Genomic DNA, 17,803 nt, shown 5'->3' on the forward strand with positions numbered 1-17,803 from the left:
GCTTACGCTCCCACGCGCAGGTCGCGACGGGCGTTGAGGTAATCGGCGGCAGTGATCGCCTTGCCACCTTCGCGCTGCAGCACGCGCAGGCGCAGCGCGCCCTGGCCGCAGGCAATGTCGATGCCTTCGCGGCCGGCAGCAAGTACCGTTCCCGGTGCCTGGCCGTGCTCCATCGCCTGCGCCACGGCGCCATGGATGCGCACGCGCTCACCGGCCAGCGTTGCTTCGGCGACAGGCCACGGGTTGAACGCACGCACGGTCCGCGCCAGCACCGCTGCATCCTGCGCCCAGTCCAGCTTCGCCTCGGCCTTGTCCAGCTTGTGTGCGTAGGTCACGCCCTGCTCCGGCTGCGGCCGCGCGATCGGCTTGATGCCGGCGCGCAGCAGTCCCAGGCCATCGGACAACACCTGCGCACCCAGCTCGGCCAGCTTGTCGTGCAGCTGGCCACCGGTATCGGTGGCCGCGATCGGCAGCGCCTGGTGCAGCAGCACCGGGCCGGTATCCAGTCCGGCTTCCATCTGCATCAGGCACACGCCCGTGGTCTCGTCACCCGCCTGGATCGCGCGCTGGATCGGCGCCGCACCGCGCCAGCGCGGCAGCAGCGAAGCGTGCACGTTCCAGCACCCGTAGGTCGGGATGGCCAGCACGGCCTTGGGCAGGATCAGGCCGTAGGCCACCACCACCATCAGGTCCGGCTTCAGGTCACGCAGCTGCTGCTGGGCCGCTTCGTCCTTCAGCGATTCGGGCTGGTACACCGGAATGCCGCGGGCCACCGCCTCAAGCTTCACCGGCGAGGGGGCCAGGCCGCGACCACGACCTGACGGACGGTCAGGCTGGGTGTAGACGGCCACGACCTCGTGGTGGCGCGCCGCTGCGCGCAGCGATGACACCGCGAATTCCGGCGTACCGGCAAAGACAATCCTCATGGCTACCCCACTTGCAGGATGGATTCGTGCAGGAAAGAAAACGGCGCCGTCGGCCGGCGCCGTACAGCCCGCGCGCTGCGCGCGGGCACGGGCCACCCCTGCGGGCGGCCCGGAGCGGCGATCACGCCACGTGCTTGCGCTGCTTGGCCAGCTTCTTGCGGACCATCTCGCGCTTGAGCGGCGACAGGTAATCGATGAACAGCTTGCCGTCCAGGTGATCCATCTCGTGCTGGATGCAGGTGGCCAGCACTTCGCCAGCCTCCATCTGCTGTTCCTGGCCATTGCGGTCAAGGAACTTCACGGTGATGGTGTCGGCACGGGTCACGTCGGCGAAGATGCCCGGCACCGACAGGCACCCTTCCTGGTACACCCGGCCCCCGTCCTTGGCGACGATCTCCGGGTTGATGAACACCAGCGGCTGGTTCTTCTCTTCGCTGACATCAATGACCATGAAGCGCTTGTGCACGTCCACCTGGGTAGCGGCCAAGCCGATGCCCGGCGCGTCGTACATGGTCTGGAACATGTTGTCGACCAGTTCCTGGAAGGCCGGCGTGGTCACTTCGGCGGCGTCGATCAACGCGGCCTTGGTACGCAGGCGCGGATCGGGGAACTCAAGAATCGGGAGGAGGGCCATGGCAGTTTCCGGATAGGGGGCCGGCACGCCGGCATACGTCGCAGATTCTAGCTGCAACGCTTGCCTTGCGCCCCGGTTTCTGGACTATAGTGCGCGGACCTGTTGGGGAATCAGGGCTTCACACCTATGTTGCTTCGTTTTCGTACGGTCGTCGCCGCGGCGATGCTGACCGTGGCTGCCTATGCTACCGCCGTGGAAGTGAATGGCGGGCACCCGGATACCTATGTGGTCCGAAAAGGGGACACGCTGTGGGATATCGCCGCGCGTTTCCTGCAGAAGCCCTGGCTGTGGCCGGAGATCTGGCAGGCCAACCCGCAGATCTCCAATCCGCACCTGATCTATCCGGGTGACGTGCTGAGCCTGGCCTACCTGGACCGTGTGACGGCCCAGCCCGGGCCCCGCCAGGAGGCCCCGATCGATGCCATTCCGCTGGCCCAGGTCGAGCCGTTCCTGAAGCAGCTGAGCGTGGTCGACCGCATCGACCACCTGCCCTACGTGGCGGGCCTGGAAGAAGACCGCCTGCGCGCCAGCAGTGGCGAAGCCGTGTACGTGCGCCTGGCCGATGCCCAGGTCGGGCAGCGCTGGGCCGTGGTCCGCCCGACCGTGCGCTATGGCGTGCCCAAGCCCACCGAGGACCTGACCGCCAATGGCGAGGTCACCCCCGGCAGCGGCAACCTGTGGCGGGCCTACAACGCGCCGACGCGACGTGCGCACCAGATGCTGGGCTACGAGCTGATGCAGGTCGGCACGGGCACCATCACCCAGGTTGCCGGCGGCAAGGTCGAAGCGTCCACCCTGGTGCTGGACAAGAACAGCGGCGGGCGTGAAGTCCGCGCCGGCGACCGGCTGGTGCCGGTCGAGGCAAGGCCCTACGACCTGCAGTTCGTCCCGCATGTGCCGGCGGCGGGCGTCGAGGGCGTGGACGTGCGCGTGCTCGCGGTGACCGACATGTTCAGCGTTGGCGGGCCACGCGATGTGATCGCCATTTCGGCGGGCCGCGCGCAGGGCGTGGACAACGGCACCGTGTTCTCGCTGTGGCGGCCGGGCCGCCACGTCGCGCACCGGATGAAGTACCCGGGGTCCTCGCGCATGGATGATTCGCTCAGTACCGGCGCCGGCCGGGTCTCGCTGCCCGACGAGTACGCCGCGCATGCGATGGTGTTCCGCACCTTCGACAACGTCAGCTATGCGCTGGTGATGCAGGGCGTGAAGCCTGTACGAGTGGGCTACAGCGCGCTGCATCCGGACACGAAGTAGGGTTGCCGGGAACATCCCTGACAGCCGCACGCGAAGGCGCCCTAGGGCGCCTTTGTTGTCTGCGGTCGATAGTGGGGGGATGACCAAGCAGGCAGATGAGGCGCTGGTGCGCCTGGTGATGGCGGGAGGCGCGCTGGCGCCGCGGCGGGCACTGCTGCAGGGCGCGGGCAGCGCCGAAGCGGCCCTTGCGCTGGGCGTGGCCGGCTGGCGCGCCCATGGCTGCACCCCGGAGCAGTGCGCAGCACTGGAACGCCCCGATGCGCAGCGGTCGAAAGCCGCCCTGCACTGGCTGCAGGACGACCACCATCACCTGCTGGCCGTTACCGACCCGGCCTTCCCGCCCCTGCTGCCGGAGGTCCCCAACCCGCCGCTGGCGCTGTTCGTGGCCGGCGACCCCGGCCAGGCCTGGCGCCCGGCGGTGGCGGTGGTTGGCAGCCGCTCACCCACACCGGCCGGTCGGGCACTGGCGGCGCGTTTTGCCGGCAGCTTCGCCGAAGCCGGACTGGCGGTCGCCAGTGGGCTGGCGGCCGGTATCGATGCGGCCGCCCACCTTGCGGTGCTGGACGCCGGCGGCAGTACCGTTGCCGTCATCGGAACGGGCCCCGACCGTGCCTATCCGGACCACCATGCGCCACTGCAGGCCCGGATCGGCGCCGAGGGTGCCGTGCTCAGCGAGTACCTGCCCGGTACGGCTGCCCGTCCCGGCCACTTCCCCGCGCGCAACCGGCTGGTGGCCGGGCTGGCCCTGGCCACCGTGGTGATCGAGGCGGCGCACCGCTCCGGTGCCCTGATCACGGCGCGTCTGGCCGCCGAGGCCGGTCGCGAGGTATGCGCCGTGCCCGGCTCGGTGCTCAATCCGCGGGCGGCCGGCTGCCACCGCCTGATCCGCGAGGGAGCTGCCCTGGTGGAACGGCCCGAGGACGTGCTGGAGCTGCTGGCCCCGGCCCTGCGCCAGCAGCTGCCGGCCTTGCAATCGCGGCTGGCCACCCCCACTGAACAGGCAGTGCCAGCCGACCTGCCGGCACGCTGGGTCGGCGACCTTGACTACCAGCGGTTGTGGCAGGCCCTGGACCTTGACCCAATCAGTATGGATTCACTGATCACGCGCTGTGGATTGACGGCGCCGCAGGTGTCCTCCATGCTGCTGGCCATGGAACTTGCGGGAATCGTGGTCTGCGTACACGGCCGCTACTGTCGAACTCCCTAGTTTCTTCACCTCCACAGCGTCGCGCGACGCAGGCCGAGGGGCAATGAAAGAGAGCATCCTGGATGTACTGCTGTACCTGTTTGAACACTATTTCAGCGAAGATGCGGACCTGATCCGTGACCGCGATTCGCTCCAGAACGGCCTGATCCAGGCCGGATTCAGCCCTACCGAGATCAACAAGGCATTCGACTGGCTCGATGCCCTGGCGGCACAGCGTCCGAGTGTGGCCCAGGCGCGGGTCGATGGCCCGGTGCGCATCTATCACGGGCCCGAGCTGGACAAGCTGGACGTGGAATGCCGCGGTTTCCTGCTGTACCTGGAGCAGCACGGCATCCTCGATGCCGACCAGCGCGAGCTGGTGCTGGACCGGGCGATGGCGTTGGACCAGGACGAACTGGACCTGGACGATCTGAAATGGGTCGTGCTGATGGTGCTGTTCAACCAGCCCGGCGCCGAGGCGGCTTACGCCTGGATGGAAACGCAGATGTTCATGGACGAGCCAGAACCCCTGCACTGACCTTACACTTGGGGCATAGCGCATTCAGGAGCGTGCCCCGTGAGCGAGTGGTTCCATGCAGAAGGCAACCGGCAGCAAGGCCCACTGCCGGCAGAACAGCTTGTCGAGCTGTTCCGCAACAATCAGATCAGCCTGGACACCCTGGTGTGGCGCGATGGGCTGCCGCAATGGCAGCCATTGCGCAGCGTGGTGGATGAGCTCGGCCTGATCGTGCCGGCCGTCGATGCCGCCCGCGACGACCCCGGGCTGCAGCCCCCTGCCCCGCAGCCTCCGGTACTGCCGGCGGCAACCCCCTATGCCCACAGTGCGCCCGCGGCCGCGTTGCCGCCACCAAAGAAGGGCCTGTCCGGCTGCGCCCTGACCGCCATCATCGGCGGGGCACTGCTGCTGGTGGTGGTACCCATCGTGGCGATCCTGGCGGCCATCGCGCTGCCTGCCTACAACGACTACACGCTGCGCTCCAAGGTCGCCACGTCGCTGACCGCACTGCAACCACTGAAGGACCAGGTGCAGCATTTCGCCGACGAGGAAGGACGCTGCCCGGGGGCCAACGATGCCGGTTTCCCGGCGCCGGGGGACTTCTCCGCCGCAGGCCTGTCAGCGGTCCACATCGGCCGCTTCAACAACGGTCATTGCGGTATCGAAGCCACGCTGGCCGCGCCCGGCAAGACCATCGATGGCGATCTGCTGTGGCTGGAATACGACCGCGACAGCGGCCGCTGGGAATGCAGCGGCGAAAGCAACGACAAGTATCTGCCGCAGCAGTGCCGCGGCTGAGCCATCGGCACTACACCCCAAGCAAGGACGACCCAGGAGGGACACACAATGACTGAGTGGTATTTCGCCGAAGGACAGCAACGCCAGGGACCGCTGCCGGTCGAGGACATCCGCCAGCGCTTCCAGCGCGGCCAGCTGACACTGGATACGCTGGTCTGGCGCGAGGGCATGGCGCAATGGGCCGCGCTGCGGCAGGTGGTCGACGAGCTCGGCCTGCAGACCCTGGCCAGCGCCACCACGGCCGCTGACAGTGGCGGCTTCGACCTGCGCAGCGACTACCAGGCCATCGACAACGGCACGGCGCCGCTGCCCGGCACCGGCGCGCTCAGCAGTTCGCCCTACAGCGCGCCGGGCACCGCAGCCATGGCCGGCCACGCACAGCCGGTGATGGGCGGCGAAGTGGTGTACGCAGGCTTCTGGAAGCGCGTGGCTGCCTATGTGATCGACTACTTCGTGCTGCTCATCCCCGGCACGATCATCGGCGTCATTTCCGCCCTGGCACTGGGTGCGGGCATGGGGGCCGCCGGCAGCGGCGAGTCGGCCATCGAGATCATGGGCCAGCTGGTCAGCGGCCTGCTCAACCTGGTGATCTCCATGGTGTACTACACCTGGTTCCACGCCTCGCGCGGCGGTGCCACCCTGGGCAAGATGGCCGTCGGCATCAAGGTCGTGCGCAGCAACGGTGACCGGCTGACCGTGGGACGTGCCTTCGGACGCTACTGGGCCGCCGTGCTGAGCGGCCTGATCCTGTGCATCGGCTACCTGATGGCCGCGTTCACCGAGCGCAAGCAGGGCCTGCACGACATGATGTGCGACACCCTGGTGGTGGACCGCTGGGCCTTCACCGACCAGCCGCAGCTGCAACGCCGCGAGCTGGGCGTGGTCACCATCGCCGTCCTGGTCATCACCGCCCTGCTGGCCCTGGCCGGCCTGGTCCTGATGGTGGCGGCCATCGGATTCATCGCCAAGATGGCCTCCTGACCGGCCATCCTCACGCCTGGGCGCTTGACATGGAGCGTCCGGGCGTGATTCCTCTAATAAGGAAACCTGAACGCCCGGCACCCAACCGGGCGTTCAGTTTATGGATTTGCCCGTGGCCGCTTCACTAATGCGGCCGTTTGCTCCACCCTAGCGGCCCCTCCCCTGCGGCTCGCCCCACAGACACTGCTGCCATGCCCAAGCACCTGCTCATCGTCGAATCGCCGGCCAAGGCCAAGACGATCAACAAATACCTCGGCAAGGACTACACCGTCCTGGCCTCGTATGGGCACGTGCGCGATCTGATCCCGAAGGAAGGCGCGGTCGATCCGGACAACGGCTTCGCCATGCACTACGACGTGATCGACAAGAACGAAAAGCACGTCGATGCGATCGCCAAGGCGGCCAAGGGCGCCGATGACATCCTGCTGGCGACCGACCCGGACCGCGAAGGCGAGGCGATCAGCTGGCACATCGCCGAGATCCTGAAGGAGCGCGGGCTGGTCAAGGACAAGCCGATGCAGCGCGTGGTCTTCACCGAGATCACCCCGCGCGCCATCAAGGAAGCGATCAACCAGCCGCGGGCCATCGCCAGCGATCTGGTGGACGCCCAGCAGGCACGCCGTGCGCTGGATTACCTGGTCGGTTTCAACCTGTCGCCGGTGCTGTGGCGCAAGGTACAGCGCGGCCTGTCCGCCGGCCGCGTGCAGAGCCCGGCACTGCGCATGATCGTCGAGCGCGAGGAAGAGATCGAAGCCTTCATCGCGCGCGAATACTGGTCCATCGCCGCCGAATGCGCGCACCCGTCGCAACACTTCAATGCCAAGCTGGTGAAGCTGGACGGACAGAAGTTCGAACAGTTCACCATCACCGACGGCGATACCGCCGAGGCCGCCCGCCTGCGCATCCAGCAGGCGGCGCAGGGCTCGCTGCACGTCACCGACGTGGCCAGCAAGGAGCGCAAGCGCCGCCCGGCGCCGCCGTTCACCACCTCCACCCTGCAGCAGGAAGCCTCGCGCAAGCTCGGCTTCACCACCCGCAAGACCATGCAGGTGGCGCAGAAGCTGTACGAAGGCGTGGCAATCGGCGATGAAGGCACGGTCGGCCTGATCTCCTACATGCGTACCGACTCGGTCAACCTGTCTCAGGATGCGCTGGCGGAAATCCGCGACGTGATCGCCCGCGATTACGGCATCGGTTCGCTGCCGGACCAGCCCAACACCTACCAGACCAAGTCCAAGAACGCCCAGGAAGCGCACGAAGCGGTGCGACCGACCTCGGCGCTGCGCACGCCGGCGCAGGTGTCGCGGTTCCTGACCGACGACGAGCGCAGGCTGTACGAACTGATCTGGAAGCGCGCGGTAGCGTGCCAGATGATTCCGGCCACGCTCAACACCGTCAGCGTCGACCTGTCGGCCGGCAGCGAACACGTCTTCCGTGCCAGTGGCACCACCGTGGTCGTGCCCGGCTTCCTGGCCGTGTACGAGGAAGGCAAGGACAGCAAGAGCGCCGAAGACGAGGACGAAGGCCGCAAGCTGCCGGCGATGAAGCCCGGCGACCGCGTGCCGCTGGAACGCATCCTGGCCGAGCAGCACTTCACCCAGCCGCCGCCCCGCTTCACCGAGGCGGCACTGGTCAAGGCGCTGGAAGAGTACGGGATCGGTCGTCCCTCGACCTACGCCTCGATCATCCAGACCCTGCTGTTCCGCAAGTACGTGGAGATGGAAGGTCGCAGCTTCCGTCCGTCCGACGTCGGTCGTGCAGTGTCCAAGTTCCTGTCCAGCCACTTCACCCAGTACGTGGACTACGACTTCACCGCCAGGCTTGAAGACGAGCTGGACGCCGTCTCGCGCGGCGAGGAAGAGTGGATCCCGCTGATGTCACGCTTCTGGGAGCCGTTCAAGGAGCTGGTCGAGGACAAGAAGGAATCGGTCGATCGTGCCGAAGCCAGTGGTGCGCGCGAGCTTGGCACCGACCCGAAGACCGGCAAGCCGGTCAGCGTGCGCCTGGGTCGCTTCGGGCCGTACGCCGCCATCGGCAGCACCGCCGAAGATGCCGAGGAGAAGCCGAAGTTCGCTTCGCTGCGCCCGGGCCAGTCGATGCACACCATCACCCTGGAAGACGCGCTGGAGCTGTTCCTGATGCCGCGCGCGCTGGGTGAGGACAAGGGCGAACCGGTCAGCGTCGGCATTGGTCGCTTCGGCCCGTTCGCCAAGCGTGGCAGCACCTATGCCTCGCTGAAGAAGGAAGACGACCCGTACACCATCGACCTGGCCCGCGCCGTCTTCCTGATCGAAGAGAAGGAAGAGATCGCGCGCAACCGGATCATCAAGGAATTCGAAGGCAGCGACATCCAGGTGCTGAATGGCCGCTTCGGCCCGTACATCAGCGACGGCAGGATGAACGGCAAGATTCCCAAGGACCGCGAGCCCGCCTCGCTGACGCTGGCCGAAGTGCAGCAGCTGATGGAAGAAACCGGCAAGCCGGTGCGCAAGGGCTTCGGCGCGAAAAAAGCCGCTGCCAAGAAGGCACCGGCGAAGAAGGCGGCGGTGAAGAAGGAAGCCGCGCCGAAGAAGGCAGTGGCCAAGAAGGCACCGGCCAAGAAGGCGGCCGCGAAAAAGGCGCCGGCAAAGAAGGCCGCCGCCAAGAAGGCACCGGCGAAGAAAGCGGCCAAGAAGGTCGTCAAGAAGGCCTGATGCGGGACAGCGCCCGGCCATGGGCCGGGCGCAGGCAGTGCAGTACCCGGTCCGGCGCCGCCTCGATGGCGCCGGTCCACCCCATCTGCACGCGGTGGGAGGATAATGAAGGCCCATGCCGGGCCGGTCGCCACCATGAAAGAACTCACCCTGGATTCTGCCGTCACCCTGCTGCGCTCCGGCGGCGTGATCGCCTATCCCACCGAAGCGGTCTGGGGCCTGGGATGCGACCCGTCGCACGAAGCGGCGGTGCACACGGTGCTGCGGCTGAAGCAGCGGCCGATCGAGAAGGGCATGATCCTGGTGGCCGCCGAGCTGGCGCAGCTGGAAGGCTGGGTACGCCTGCAGGCGTTGCCCGACGAGCGTCAGCGTGCAGTGCTGGCCAGCTGGCCCGGCGCCAACACCTGGATTCTTCCTGCCGGATCACGCGCGCCAGGCTGGATCACCGGCGAACACAGCGGCATCGCGGTGCGCATCAGCGCCCACCCGCTGGTGGCGGCACTGTGCCACGCGTGGGGCGGGCCGCTGGTCTCCACCAGCGCCAACCTGGCCGGCGAGCCGCCGGCACGCAGCCGCGAGGAACTGGATCCGCGCCTGCTGCGCCTGCTGGACGGTATCCTGGACGGCCCGACCGGCGGCCTGGCCCAGCCGACGCCGATCCGCGATGCGCTCAGCGGCAACGTCCTGCGATCCTGAGCCGCCCTGTGGACGCGCGGATTGCGCCGCTCCGCCGGATCCCGCACGCTGCCTCCATGAGCCCGCTGCGCGCCGCCCTCTGCCTGAGCCTGCTGCTGCCATTGACCGCCACCGCCGCCGACGATGTGCGTGTCTACCGCTGTGTCGGCAGCAATGGCGCCGTGGCACTGCAGGACACGCCGTGCAGCAGCGGCCGCCAGGAAGTGCGCGACCTGCAGCGGCCGCGTGATCCGGCGCCGCAGGTGGTGCGCAGCGACGCCGCGCCCGCAACCAGCACGCCGCCGGCCGTGATCGAGCGCGAGGTCCGGCACGTCTACGTCCAGCCTCCGCAACCGATGTACGAATGCGTTACCGCCGACGGCGAGCGTTACACCAGCGACAGCAACGAAGGCAATCCACGCTGGGTCCCGCTGTGGACCACGGTCTGGTCGCCGCGCGGCCATTTCGGGCCAGGCCATCCCGGGCCCCGCCCGGCCACGGGCGCATCGGCCGGAGGTCCGCCGTTCTACCGGCCACCTGCGGTCGGCGTCGGCGTGCAGGTGCCGGCAGGCAACATCCTGGTCCGCGACGCCTGCCATGCGTTGCCGCCGCAGGAAGTCTGTTCGCGCCTGCGCGATCGCCGCTGGGAGCTGGACCGCCGCTACAACAGCGCGCTGCAGAGCGAGCGCACCGCGATCAGCAACGAACAGCGCGGTATCGATGCGCGCCTGTCGCGCGACTGCGGGCGTTGAGCCCCTGCCCGTGTAGGCTGCACGCATGAGAAGAGCACTCTGGCTGGTTCTGGCGCTGCTGCCCGCAAACGCGTTCGCCGAGGACATGGTGATCTACCGCTGCACATTCAGCAGCAGCGACGTTCCTACCCTGCAGCGCACGCCCTGCCCCGAAGGCAGCACGCAGCAGATCCAGCGGGTACCGGAGCCATCAGCGACGCCGGCACCGCGCGTGGAGCCGCCCGCCGGCCAGGAAATGGAGCTCGCCCCGTCGTCAGCGCCGCCGCCGGCAGCGGCGGACACGCCGCGCCGGCTCGACCAGGCGCGCACCATCATGGAAGCGGGCATGGTTGAACCCGCTGGCGGCGGCGACGCCATTCTGGACAGCGCAGCGCTGCCGCTGCGGACGGACCCGGCAAGCCGCAGCGACACCGCGCCACGGGCACCGCTGCCGCCGATCTTCCAGTGCAGCAGCGAGGAAGGAAGCCGCTACCTGCACGAGTACGAGGCGGCGCCACCGCACTGCGTGCTGCTCGACGTACAGGGTCTTGGCGGTGTCACCCCGGCCAATGCCGCCAGCTGCGAAGTGGTACGCGACCGCTGCGAGGAGGTTCCCGAGATCCAGCGCTGCGGCAGCTGGCAGCAGCGCCTGCGCGACGCCCGGGGGCGTGAGCGCTTCGCCGCGCCGGAGAACCTCGACGCCGCGCGCAGCGAGCGCGAGCGTCTGCAGGCCGTGCTCGAGGCCAGCGACTGCCCGGTACCGGGGTGAGGACCTGCCGGCGTGGCGCGGGCCCAACGCGGTGACGGTCAGAACCCGTAGCGCAGGAAGCCGCCGTCCACGGCGATGCATTCGCCGGTGACATAACTCGCCGCCGGCAGGCACAGGAAGCCCACGGCCGCGGCGACTTCCTCCGGCTCACCGATGCGGCGCATCGGCGTGCGATCGATGACTTCCTCGTAGTAGTCAGGGTCGGACAACGGCCCGGAGGTGCGGCGCGTGCGGATGTACCACGGCGCCACCGCGTTCACGCGGATGCCGTCCTCGGCCCATTCCACGGCCAGGTTGCGGGTCATCTGATGCATCGCCGCCTTGCTCATGCCGTACACCACGCCACTGCGCACATGGGTCAGGCCGGAGACGCTGCCAACGTTGACGATGGCCGACGAGGCGTGACGTGCCAGCAGCGGATGCGCATAGCGCGACAGTTCAAACGCCGAGAACAGATTGGTCTCGAAGATGCCGCGCCACTCGTCCTCGGTATAGTCGATGGCGGCGCGGGTGATGTTGCCACCCGCATTGTTGACCAGCACGTGCAGGCCATCGGCATGGTCCTCGACCCAGTCAAGGATCTGCCGGCGATCCTCGTCGTCGGAGACGTCGGCGGCAAGCGCGCGCACCTGCTGGTCGGGATAGGCGTCGGCCAGCTCGTCGCGCGCGGTTTCCAGCGCGTCGATGTCGCGCCCGACAATCATCAGGTCGGCACCGAAGCCGGCCAGTTCACGCGCGATGGCCAGGCCGATGCCGGCGCTGGCGCCGGTGATCAGTGCGGTCTGCCCGTCCAGTCGCCACCGTTGCTGGGTCATGTGTCCTCCCGGGCTGCGCCCGCTGTGTTCCGATGCAGAAAGGATACGCGCTCACGGCACGCCCCTGCCGGCGGTGCCACACTGGCCGCACGCCCGTCGTGGAGAGCCACCATGCGCATCCTGATCCTGTCCGTACTGCTGTCGGCGACTGTATTGCTGGCCGGCTGCCAACGCCCACCGGCACCGGACCCGGAACGGCCGCCGGAACCCCAAGCCCTGGCCCGTGCAGCGCAGCAACCGATCGATCGCGCGCGCGCCGTGCAGAAGACCGTCGATGATGGCGCCGAGCGCGAGCGCAGCGCGGAAGCCGACGCAGCGCGCTGATCGCCGCGATGGCGCTGTCAGCGGAGCGCCGCCAAACGAAAACGCCCGGCCAAGGGCCGGGCGTTTTCCGTCGATCCACGCTACGCGTGGCTGGCTGTGCTCAGAACCCGCAGAAGCAGTACGCCAGGGTCTTTACCGGAGCGCCGTTACCCTTCTCGCGCGCGGCGTTCTCGACGAAGCGCAGCTGGGTATCCACTTCCGGCATCGTGCGCGCCAGCATCATCCGCGCCACGCCCGAATCGGACAGCATCCAGGCACCAGTACGGCTGCCGGCAAACCCACTGACGAACTGCGCGAACGGGGTCGCGGCCTTTTCGATGTAACGCACGCGGAACTTGTCTTCGCCGCCCAGCTTGGCGCGGCTGGCGGCGTCGGCCACGGCGTCTTTCAGGCCACCGAAGGCATCGACCAGACCACGTTCCTTTGCCTGCGCGCCACTCCAGACACGGCCACGGGCCACCTCATCAATGGCCTCGACCGGCTTCTTGCGTGCTTCGGCGACACGTCCGGTGAAGTCGGCGTAGCCCTTGTTGATGACCGTCTGGATGACCTGGCCCACCGCCGGATCCATCGGACGGGTGACGTCGAACGCACCGGCGAAGCGCGTGGTGCCGACACCATCGGTATGCACGCCGATCTTGTCCAGCGCGCGGCTGAAGTTCGGGATCATGCCGAAGATGCCGATCGAACCGGTGATGGTCGAGGGATCGGCGTAGATGCGATCGGCATTCATGCTGATCCAGTAACCACCGGACGCGGCCAGGTCACCCATTGACACCACCACCGGCTTGCCGGCGGCCTGCAGGGCCACCACTTCACGGCGGATCTGCTCGGAGGCGAACACTTCGCCACCCGGCGAATTCACGCGCAGCACCACGGCCTTGACCTGCTCGTCGTCGCGCGCAGCGCGCAGCAGCGCCGACGTGGACTCACCACCGATGCGGCCGGCCGGCAGGTCACCGCCACTGATCTCGCCGGCGGCAACCACAACGGCCACCTGCGGGCGTGCATCCACCGGACTGCGGCGGGCGTCGAGCAGGGCCATGTAGCGACCGAAATCGACATTGCGGAAGCCGCCCTCAGCGTCTTCATCGGCCACGCCGCGTTCGATCATCAGGTCTTCGAACTCCTCGCGGGTCTTCAGCGCGGTCACCAGCTTCTGCTGCAGGGCGAACTTGGCCAGATCGCCACCGGCAGCCGCCACACCTTCGGGCAGCGTATCGATGCCGGCGGCCAGTTGCGCCGGATCCAGCCGGCGCGCCTTGGCGATGTCGCCCAGATAGCGCTGCCACACGTCGTTCATCCAGTACAGGTCGGCTTCCTTGGCCGCCGGCGAAGCAGCATCAAGCACATAGGGCTCGGCCGCGGACTTGTACTCGCCCACCTTGAACAGGTGCACGTCCACGCCCAGCTTGTCCTGCAGGCCGGAGCGGAAGTACTGGCGGTAGCGGCCCAGACCCTCGAGCACCACCGATCCCATCGGATCCAGGTAGACCTCGTCGGCCTGCGCAGCCAGCAGGTACTGCGACTGGCCCATGCTTTCGCTGTAGGCCACCAGCTGCTTGCCGGACGCGCGCAGGCTCTGCAGCGCGGCGGCGACTTCACGCAGCGAGGCGAAGCCGGAGGGCTGCAGCTTGTCCAGTTCCAGCACCACGCGCTCGATCTTCTTGTCCTCGCGCGCCGACTCGATCACCCGGACCAGGTCACGCAGCTGGACCTCTTCGGCGCTGTTGTCGCCCACGGCCTTGGCCAGCGCGCGGCTGACCGGATCGGCGCTGAACTGCTCGACCAGGCGCCCTTCCGGTGCGATCACCAGGGTCGTGCGGTCCTGCAGCGATTTGCTGGCACCGGCGCCCATGCCGGCGGCGATGACGAACACCACCAGCAGCAGGAACAGCAGGCCGAAGAACACCAGGTTGAGGATCAACCGGCGGGTGAAATTCATGACGTCCCACAGCCCGATGAAGAAACTGGCGACGGGATTGCGACGCGCCTGGGGCAGCGGGGGCACGGGTTGATTCATGGAGCGCTCCGGATGGCTTCTTGCCGTGGTAACAGCATAGCCGGTGCCGTGTGAGGCGGCATCGGACACAAGTCAGGGGATCGCCCGTCACGGGGTGACGGGCGGAGGGTCAGGACAGCGCGGACTGGCCGATGCGCTGGCTGCTGCGACGCAGGCGCCAGCCCATCAGGATGGCGGCGGCAGTGAGGCCGACGATCAGGCCGATCCACATGCCCTGCGGGCCCATGCCCAGCCCCAGGCCGAGCCCGGCGCCGAGCGGCATGCCCAGGCCCCAGTAGGCGAACATGGCGATGAACATCGGCACGCGGGTGTCCTTCAGGCCGCGCAGAGCACCGGCCGACAGCACCTGGATGCCGTCCGGGAACTGGAAGGTGGCCGCGTACAGCAGCAGCGTGGAGGCCAGGCCGGCCACCGCCAGATCGTTGGTGTACACCCCGACGATGGCATCGTGGCCGAACAGCAGCACCAGCGCGGACAACGTCTGTGTACCCATGATGATCGCGTAGCCGGCCCAGGCTGCACGACGCACACCGAAGCCATCACCCCGCCCCACTGCATGACCCACGCGCACCGTGGTGGCCTCGGCCACGCCCATCGGGATCATGAAGCACAGCTGCGCCACGTTGATCGCGATCTGGTGGGCTGCCGCCTCGTTGGCGCCGAGGCGGCCGATCAGCAGTGCGGTGACGATGAACAACCCACCTTCCATCAGCACGGTGATGCCGATCGGCAGACCGGTGCGCAGCAGGTCCCAGATCGCCTTCCAGCGCGGCCACTCGAAGTGCGAGAACAGCTGCAGATGGGCGAATCGCCGGGTACGCCACAGATAGAGGGCAAATGCGCTTGCCTGCAACCACATCATCACCGCCGAGGCGATGCCCAGGCCCTCGGCACCCAGCTCCGGGAAGCCCAGCTTGCCGTTGGCCAGCACGTAGCCCATCGGCGCCAGCACCACCAGGCCGCCGAAGCCGATCAACATGGTCGGCAGCGTCCAGTGCATGCCCTCGCTGAGATAGCGCATGCAGAAGTACAGCGTCAGCGCCGGCCCGCCCCAGCGCACCGCATGCAGGAACGCTGTTGCGCCGGGCACGATGTCCGGCGCGATGCCGAAGGCGGGCAGCAGCGGCGGCACCACCGTGAGGAAGGTGAACATGATCAGGCCCAGGCCCAGCGCCAGCCACAACGCCTGCCGGAACAGCGGACCGATCTCGCGCTCGCGGCCGGCGCCGTGCAGCTGTGATACCGAGGCGGTCAGCGAGATCAGCGTGCCGATCGGAATCAGCATCGGCAGCCAGAGTAGGGCCGTGCCGATGGTCACGGCCGCCAGGGTTGAGGTGGCGTGATGACCGGCAATCACGTTGTCGACGAAGGAGATCAGGCCGGTGGAGACATGCCCGAGCACGAGCGGCAGGGCGAGCAGACCGGTGGCGCCGACTTCCTTGCTGAAGCGCGGCGTGGAGGTTGCGTTGGACATGGGATGCAGAACGCGAACTGCGGTTGCGCGCGAAGGGCACAGGCACCGGGTTGCGGGCCGTCATCTTACGCGCGCGGTGCGTTCATTCCCATGACATGGCGTGAACGCTGGGTTTGACCGCGCGCTTACTGGCCGGCCTGGCGCTTGAGCCAGGCGTCTCGTTCCGCAGCAGGTACGGCGAGGAACGCGCTGCGCACCGCATCGCGTTCCTGCGGCGGCGTGCGCTGGGCCACCAGCGCCAACTGCGCCAGCTGTGCCGGGCTGAGCTGGTGCAGCACGGCCAGTGCACTGTCGCGCTGCTGCGGTGGCAGGAAGCCGAACAGCCCATGCAGCTTGGGAAACTCCACGCCCAGTTGCGGCCCCAGCCGCCAGCCATCGCGGAACGCCTGGTCCTGTGCCTGGAATTGCGAGCGCAGGCGCTCCTGCTGTGCGGCCGGCAGTGCGGCGAACCGCGTGGCCGCCTGACGGATGCGTTCGCGCTCGCTTTCCGGCAGCGCGCGCCAAGCGGCGTAGTCGACGCGGCGCTGCCGCTGCTGCTGCGCGTCGAGCTGGACGAACGCGGTGGGTGCCGCCGATGGCGGGACCGCGGGCGTGGCCGCCGGCGCGGGTGGCAGTGGAACATTCAGGGTCTGGGGCGTTGCGGACAGCGACAACGGGATGGCCAGCAGCAGGCTGGTGATCACGGACTTATTCATCGGCGGCGGCGGTTTCCAGCACTGCGCTGGCCGGCTCTGGCCGGCTCGGCTTGGTCTGCGACTCGTCCACCGGCAGCGGACCACCGGCGGCCGTCCAGGCATACAGATCGGCCTCGGCCAGCAACGGATAATCGCGGTCGGCCAGCATTGCTGCGTCATCGTTGGCCGGGGCGCTGTCCGCCTGCGGCGTGGCAGCGACCGTGCTCGGCGGCAGCGCCTCGACCGTGACCGGGCCGGCCTCGGCAACCACCCCCTCCGGCAGCGGCGCATCGCTCACCAGCGACCGACCGCTCCAATGGCGCCAGCCCAGAGCGGCTGCCAGCAGTACTGCCACTGTGAGCAGCAGGATCGCCGGCCCGCGCCAGCGCGGTCGGGCATCGGGGCGCCGGCGCCGGGGGCTGGCAGCGCTCCGTTCATCGCGCTGCGGTGCCCTCCAGCTGGACGTCGGCGCCTGCGGATTGCTGCTGGTGGCAGCTGCCGGCTGCTGCAGCTGCTGCAGTCGCTGCGCCGGCAGGTCGCGGATGCGCTGCTGCACCTGTTCGGCCAGGCCGCGCCAGGCAACGGCATCCGGCTGACCCTGGGCATCACGCGGGCAGGCATCGGCCAGCAGCTGCTGGTAGCCAGCCTCATCACGATCGAGTACCCGCGTGGCGATGTTCTCATCCAGGCTGCCGCCCACCCGCAGCAGCAGGGCCAGCCGTGGCAGCGGTGCCATGCCGCCCAGTGCGGCGAGTGCCGGCGGCCACTGGCCCGGGGCCGGCTCGCGCAGTGCCTGCCGCTGCCCCAGCAGGGTCCAGAAGCGGGTCGGCCACTGTGCCATCGGCAGATCGCTGGCAACGGCCGAGAAGGCGCGCATCACCGCCACCAGGGTCTGCTCGGCCCGGGCCGGGTCGCCGCATTGCAGCTCCGCCACTACCAGGGCACGGCGCTCTACGCCACGCAGAAACGCCGACAGCGCACCGGCCGCGGTCGAGGAAACAGGGGCGGGCACAGCGGTCATCGGTCACTCCAGAGGTCTGCCGGCATGATAGCGGCAGGCCATCGGCGCCCGGCAGGACTTGCGTCCGTGGGCACTTCATGCTGCAGGTTGTGCACAGCACCACGCTGGCGCCCGGCAAAACCGCGACATCTCGCTGAATTCACTCTGTTTCAGCAATGTTTCACACATAACATATTGATTTTAATACATTTTAAAGTATGGCGATTTTTTGACCAACCCAAGGGCGAGGCCGTCGCCATCGGCGTCCTGCGCAGCCGTTGACCGGTAACGCACAGTGTTATCCACAGAACGTGTGGATAAGACTG

17 protein-coding genes are annotated in these 17,803 nt (G+C 68.2%); 10 read left to right on the top strand and 7 right to left on the bottom strand.

Annotated elements, in window-relative coordinates:
* Positions 1-2 precede the first annotated feature (2 nt).
* Complete coding sequence (fmt, locus tag ACZK08_RS17395) at positions 3-926, bottom strand: methionyl-tRNA formyltransferase (protein ID WP_053517116.1); 924 nt, start codon at positions 924-926, stop codon at positions 3-5.
* A gap of 121 nt (positions 927-1,047) precedes the next feature.
* Positions 1,048-1,560: a peptide deformylase gene (gene def, locus ACZK08_RS17400; RefSeq protein ID WP_053517114.1), complete on the bottom strand. Its 513-nt coding sequence runs from the start codon at positions 1,558-1,560 to the stop codon at positions 1,048-1,050.
* Between the two features lie 126 nt (positions 1,561-1,686).
* Between def and ACZK08_RS17405 the strand changes: the two genes are divergently transcribed.
* The 9 genes from ACZK08_RS17405 (at position 1,687) to ACZK08_RS17445 (ending at position 11,167) form a co-directional block, all read left to right on the top strand.
* A complete protein-coding gene (locus tag ACZK08_RS17405) occupies positions 1,687-2,817 on the top strand; it encodes a LysM peptidoglycan-binding domain-containing protein (RefSeq protein ID WP_478452311.1) in 1,131 nt (376 codons plus the stop codon).
* 79 nt (positions 2,818-2,896) lie between these two features.
* On the top strand, positions 2,897-4,024 hold the full coding sequence (gene dprA, locus ACZK08_RS17410; RefSeq protein WP_065181588.1) for a DNA-processing protein DprA: 1,128 nt from the start codon (positions 2,897-2,899) through the stop codon (positions 4,022-4,024).
* Positions 4,025-4,067: 43 nt separating this feature from the next.
* Complete coding sequence (locus ACZK08_RS17415) at positions 4,068-4,541, top strand: DUF494 family protein (RefSeq protein ID WP_053517108.1); 474 nt, start codon at positions 4,068-4,070, stop codon at positions 4,539-4,541.
* Between the two features lie 39 nt (positions 4,542-4,580).
* A complete protein-coding gene (locus tag ACZK08_RS17420; RefSeq protein WP_053517106.1) occupies positions 4,581-5,318 on the top strand; it encodes a pilin in 738 nt (245 codons plus the stop codon).
* 48 nt (positions 5,319-5,366) lie between these two features.
* The gene (locus tag ACZK08_RS17425) at positions 5,367-6,299 is read left to right on the top strand and encodes an RDD family protein (protein ID WP_053517104.1); all 933 of its coding nucleotides are present in this window, start codon (positions 5,367-5,369) and stop codon (positions 6,297-6,299) included.
* Between the two features lie 191 nt (positions 6,300-6,490).
* A complete protein-coding gene (locus tag ACZK08_RS17430) occupies positions 6,491-8,992 on the top strand; it encodes a DNA topoisomerase I (RefSeq protein ID WP_065181587.1) in 2,502 nt (833 codons plus the stop codon).
* A gap of 105 nt (positions 8,993-9,097) precedes the next feature.
* Positions 9,098-9,688: an L-threonylcarbamoyladenylate synthase type 1 TsaC gene (tsaC, locus tag ACZK08_RS17435; RefSeq protein WP_080375246.1), complete on the top strand. Its 591-nt coding sequence runs from the start codon at positions 9,098-9,100 to the stop codon at positions 9,686-9,688.
* Positions 9,689-9,744: 56 nt separating this feature from the next.
* Complete coding sequence (locus ACZK08_RS17440) at positions 9,745-10,419, top strand: hypothetical protein (RefSeq protein WP_065181586.1); 675 nt, start codon at positions 9,745-9,747, stop codon at positions 10,417-10,419.
* A 25-nt stretch (positions 10,420-10,444) separates the two neighbouring features.
* Positions 10,445-11,167 carry a hypothetical protein gene (locus tag ACZK08_RS17445; protein ID WP_065181585.1) on the top strand — a complete coding sequence of 241 codons (723 nt, stop codon included), beginning with the start codon at positions 10,445-10,447 and terminating at the stop codon, positions 11,165-11,167.
* Positions 11,168-11,205: 38 nt separating this feature from the next.
* On the opposite strand, the gene ACZK08_RS17450 is transcribed toward ACZK08_RS17445, so the two are convergent.
* A complete protein-coding gene (locus tag ACZK08_RS17450; RefSeq protein ID WP_065181584.1) occupies positions 11,206-11,982 on the bottom strand; it encodes an SDR family oxidoreductase in 777 nt (258 codons plus the stop codon).
* 111 nt (positions 11,983-12,093) lie between these two features.
* Between ACZK08_RS17450 and ACZK08_RS17455 the strand changes: the two genes are divergently transcribed.
* The gene (locus ACZK08_RS17455; RefSeq protein ID WP_053515748.1) at positions 12,094-12,306 is read left to right on the top strand and encodes a hypothetical protein; all 213 of its coding nucleotides are present in this window, start codon (positions 12,094-12,096) and stop codon (positions 12,304-12,306) included.
* A gap of 100 nt (positions 12,307-12,406) precedes the next feature.
* Here the strand turns inward: ACZK08_RS17455 and sppA are convergent, their stop codons facing one another.
* The 4 genes from sppA to ACZK08_RS17475 form a co-directional block, all read right to left on the bottom strand.
* The gene (gene sppA, locus ACZK08_RS17460; RefSeq protein ID WP_053515746.1) at positions 12,407-14,329 is read right to left on the bottom strand and encodes a signal peptide peptidase SppA; all 1,923 of its coding nucleotides are present in this window, start codon (positions 14,327-14,329) and stop codon (positions 12,407-12,409) included.
* 109 nt (positions 14,330-14,438) lie between these two features.
* Entirely contained in the window at positions 14,439-15,803 is a 1,365-nt protein-coding gene (locus tag ACZK08_RS17465; RefSeq protein ID WP_053515745.1) for an MATE family efflux transporter, read from the bottom strand.
* A 125-nt stretch (positions 15,804-15,928) separates the two neighbouring features.
* Positions 15,929-16,498 carry a DUF3106 domain-containing protein gene (locus ACZK08_RS17470; RefSeq protein ID WP_065181583.1) on the bottom strand — a complete coding sequence of 190 codons (570 nt, stop codon included), beginning with the start codon at positions 16,496-16,498 and terminating at the stop codon, positions 15,929-15,931.
* Positions 16,491-17,498: a hypothetical protein gene (locus ACZK08_RS17475; RefSeq protein WP_065174442.1), complete on the bottom strand. Its 1,008-nt coding sequence runs from the start codon at positions 17,496-17,498 to the stop codon at positions 16,491-16,493. Before ACZK08_RS17475 ends, ACZK08_RS17470 begins: the two co-directional genes overlap by 8 nt.
* Between the last annotated feature and the right edge of the window lie 305 nt (positions 17,499-17,803).

The organism is Stenotrophomonas sp. 112478_Sma (genome assembly GCF_056479905.1).

What these genes read in the sequence shown, in the direction of transcription:
- fmt (WP_053517116.1), bottom strand. Translation starts at nt 926, where the DNA reads ATGAGGATTGTCTTTGCCGGTACGCCGGAATTCGCGGTGTCATCGCTG.
- def (WP_053517114.1), bottom strand. Translation starts at nt 1,560, where the DNA reads ATGGCCCTCCTCCCGATTCTTGAGTTCCCCGATCCGCGCCTGCGTACC.
- ACZK08_RS17405 (WP_478452311.1), top strand. Translation starts at nt 1,687, where the DNA reads ATGTTGCTTCGTTTTCGTACGGTCGTCGCCGCGGCGATGCTGACCGTG.
- dprA (WP_065181588.1), top strand. Translation starts at nt 2,897, where the DNA reads ATGACCAAGCAGGCAGATGAGGCGCTGGTGCGCCTGGTGATGGCGGGA.
- ACZK08_RS17415 (WP_053517108.1), top strand. Translation starts at nt 4,068, where the DNA reads ATGAAAGAGAGCATCCTGGATGTACTGCTGTACCTGTTTGAACACTAT.
- ACZK08_RS17425 (WP_053517104.1), top strand. Translation starts at nt 5,367, where the DNA reads ATGACTGAGTGGTATTTCGCCGAAGGACAGCAACGCCAGGGACCGCTG.
- ACZK08_RS17430 (WP_065181587.1), top strand. Translation starts at nt 6,491, where the DNA reads ATGCCCAAGCACCTGCTCATCGTCGAATCGCCGGCCAAGGCCAAGACG.
- tsaC (WP_080375246.1), top strand. Translation starts at nt 9,098, where the DNA reads ATGAAGGCCCATGCCGGGCCGGTCGCCACCATGAAAGAACTCACCCTG.
- ACZK08_RS17440 (WP_065181586.1), top strand. Translation starts at nt 9,745, where the DNA reads ATGAGCCCGCTGCGCGCCGCCCTCTGCCTGAGCCTGCTGCTGCCATTG.
- ACZK08_RS17445 (WP_065181585.1), top strand. Translation starts at nt 10,445, where the DNA reads ATGAGAAGAGCACTCTGGCTGGTTCTGGCGCTGCTGCCCGCAAACGCG.
- ACZK08_RS17450 (WP_065181584.1), bottom strand. Translation starts at nt 11,982, where the DNA reads ATGACCCAGCAACGGTGGCGACTGGACGGGCAGACCGCACTGATCACC.
- ACZK08_RS17455 (WP_053515748.1), top strand. Translation starts at nt 12,094, where the DNA reads ATGCGCATCCTGATCCTGTCCGTACTGCTGTCGGCGACTGTATTGCTG.
- sppA (WP_053515746.1), bottom strand. Translation starts at nt 14,329, where the DNA reads ATGAATCAACCCGTGCCCCCGCTGCCCCAGGCGCGTCGCAATCCCGTC.
- ACZK08_RS17465 (WP_053515745.1), bottom strand. Translation starts at nt 15,803, where the DNA reads ATGTCCAACGCAACCTCCACGCCGCGCTTCAGCAAGGAAGTCGGCGCC.
- ACZK08_RS17470 (WP_065181583.1), bottom strand. Translation starts at nt 16,498, where the DNA reads ATGAATAAGTCCGTGATCACCAGCCTGCTGCTGGCCATCCCGTTGTCG.
- ACZK08_RS17475 (WP_065174442.1), bottom strand. Translation starts at nt 17,498, where the DNA reads ATGACCGCTGTGCCCGCCCCTGTTTCCTCGACCGCGGCCGGTGCGCTG.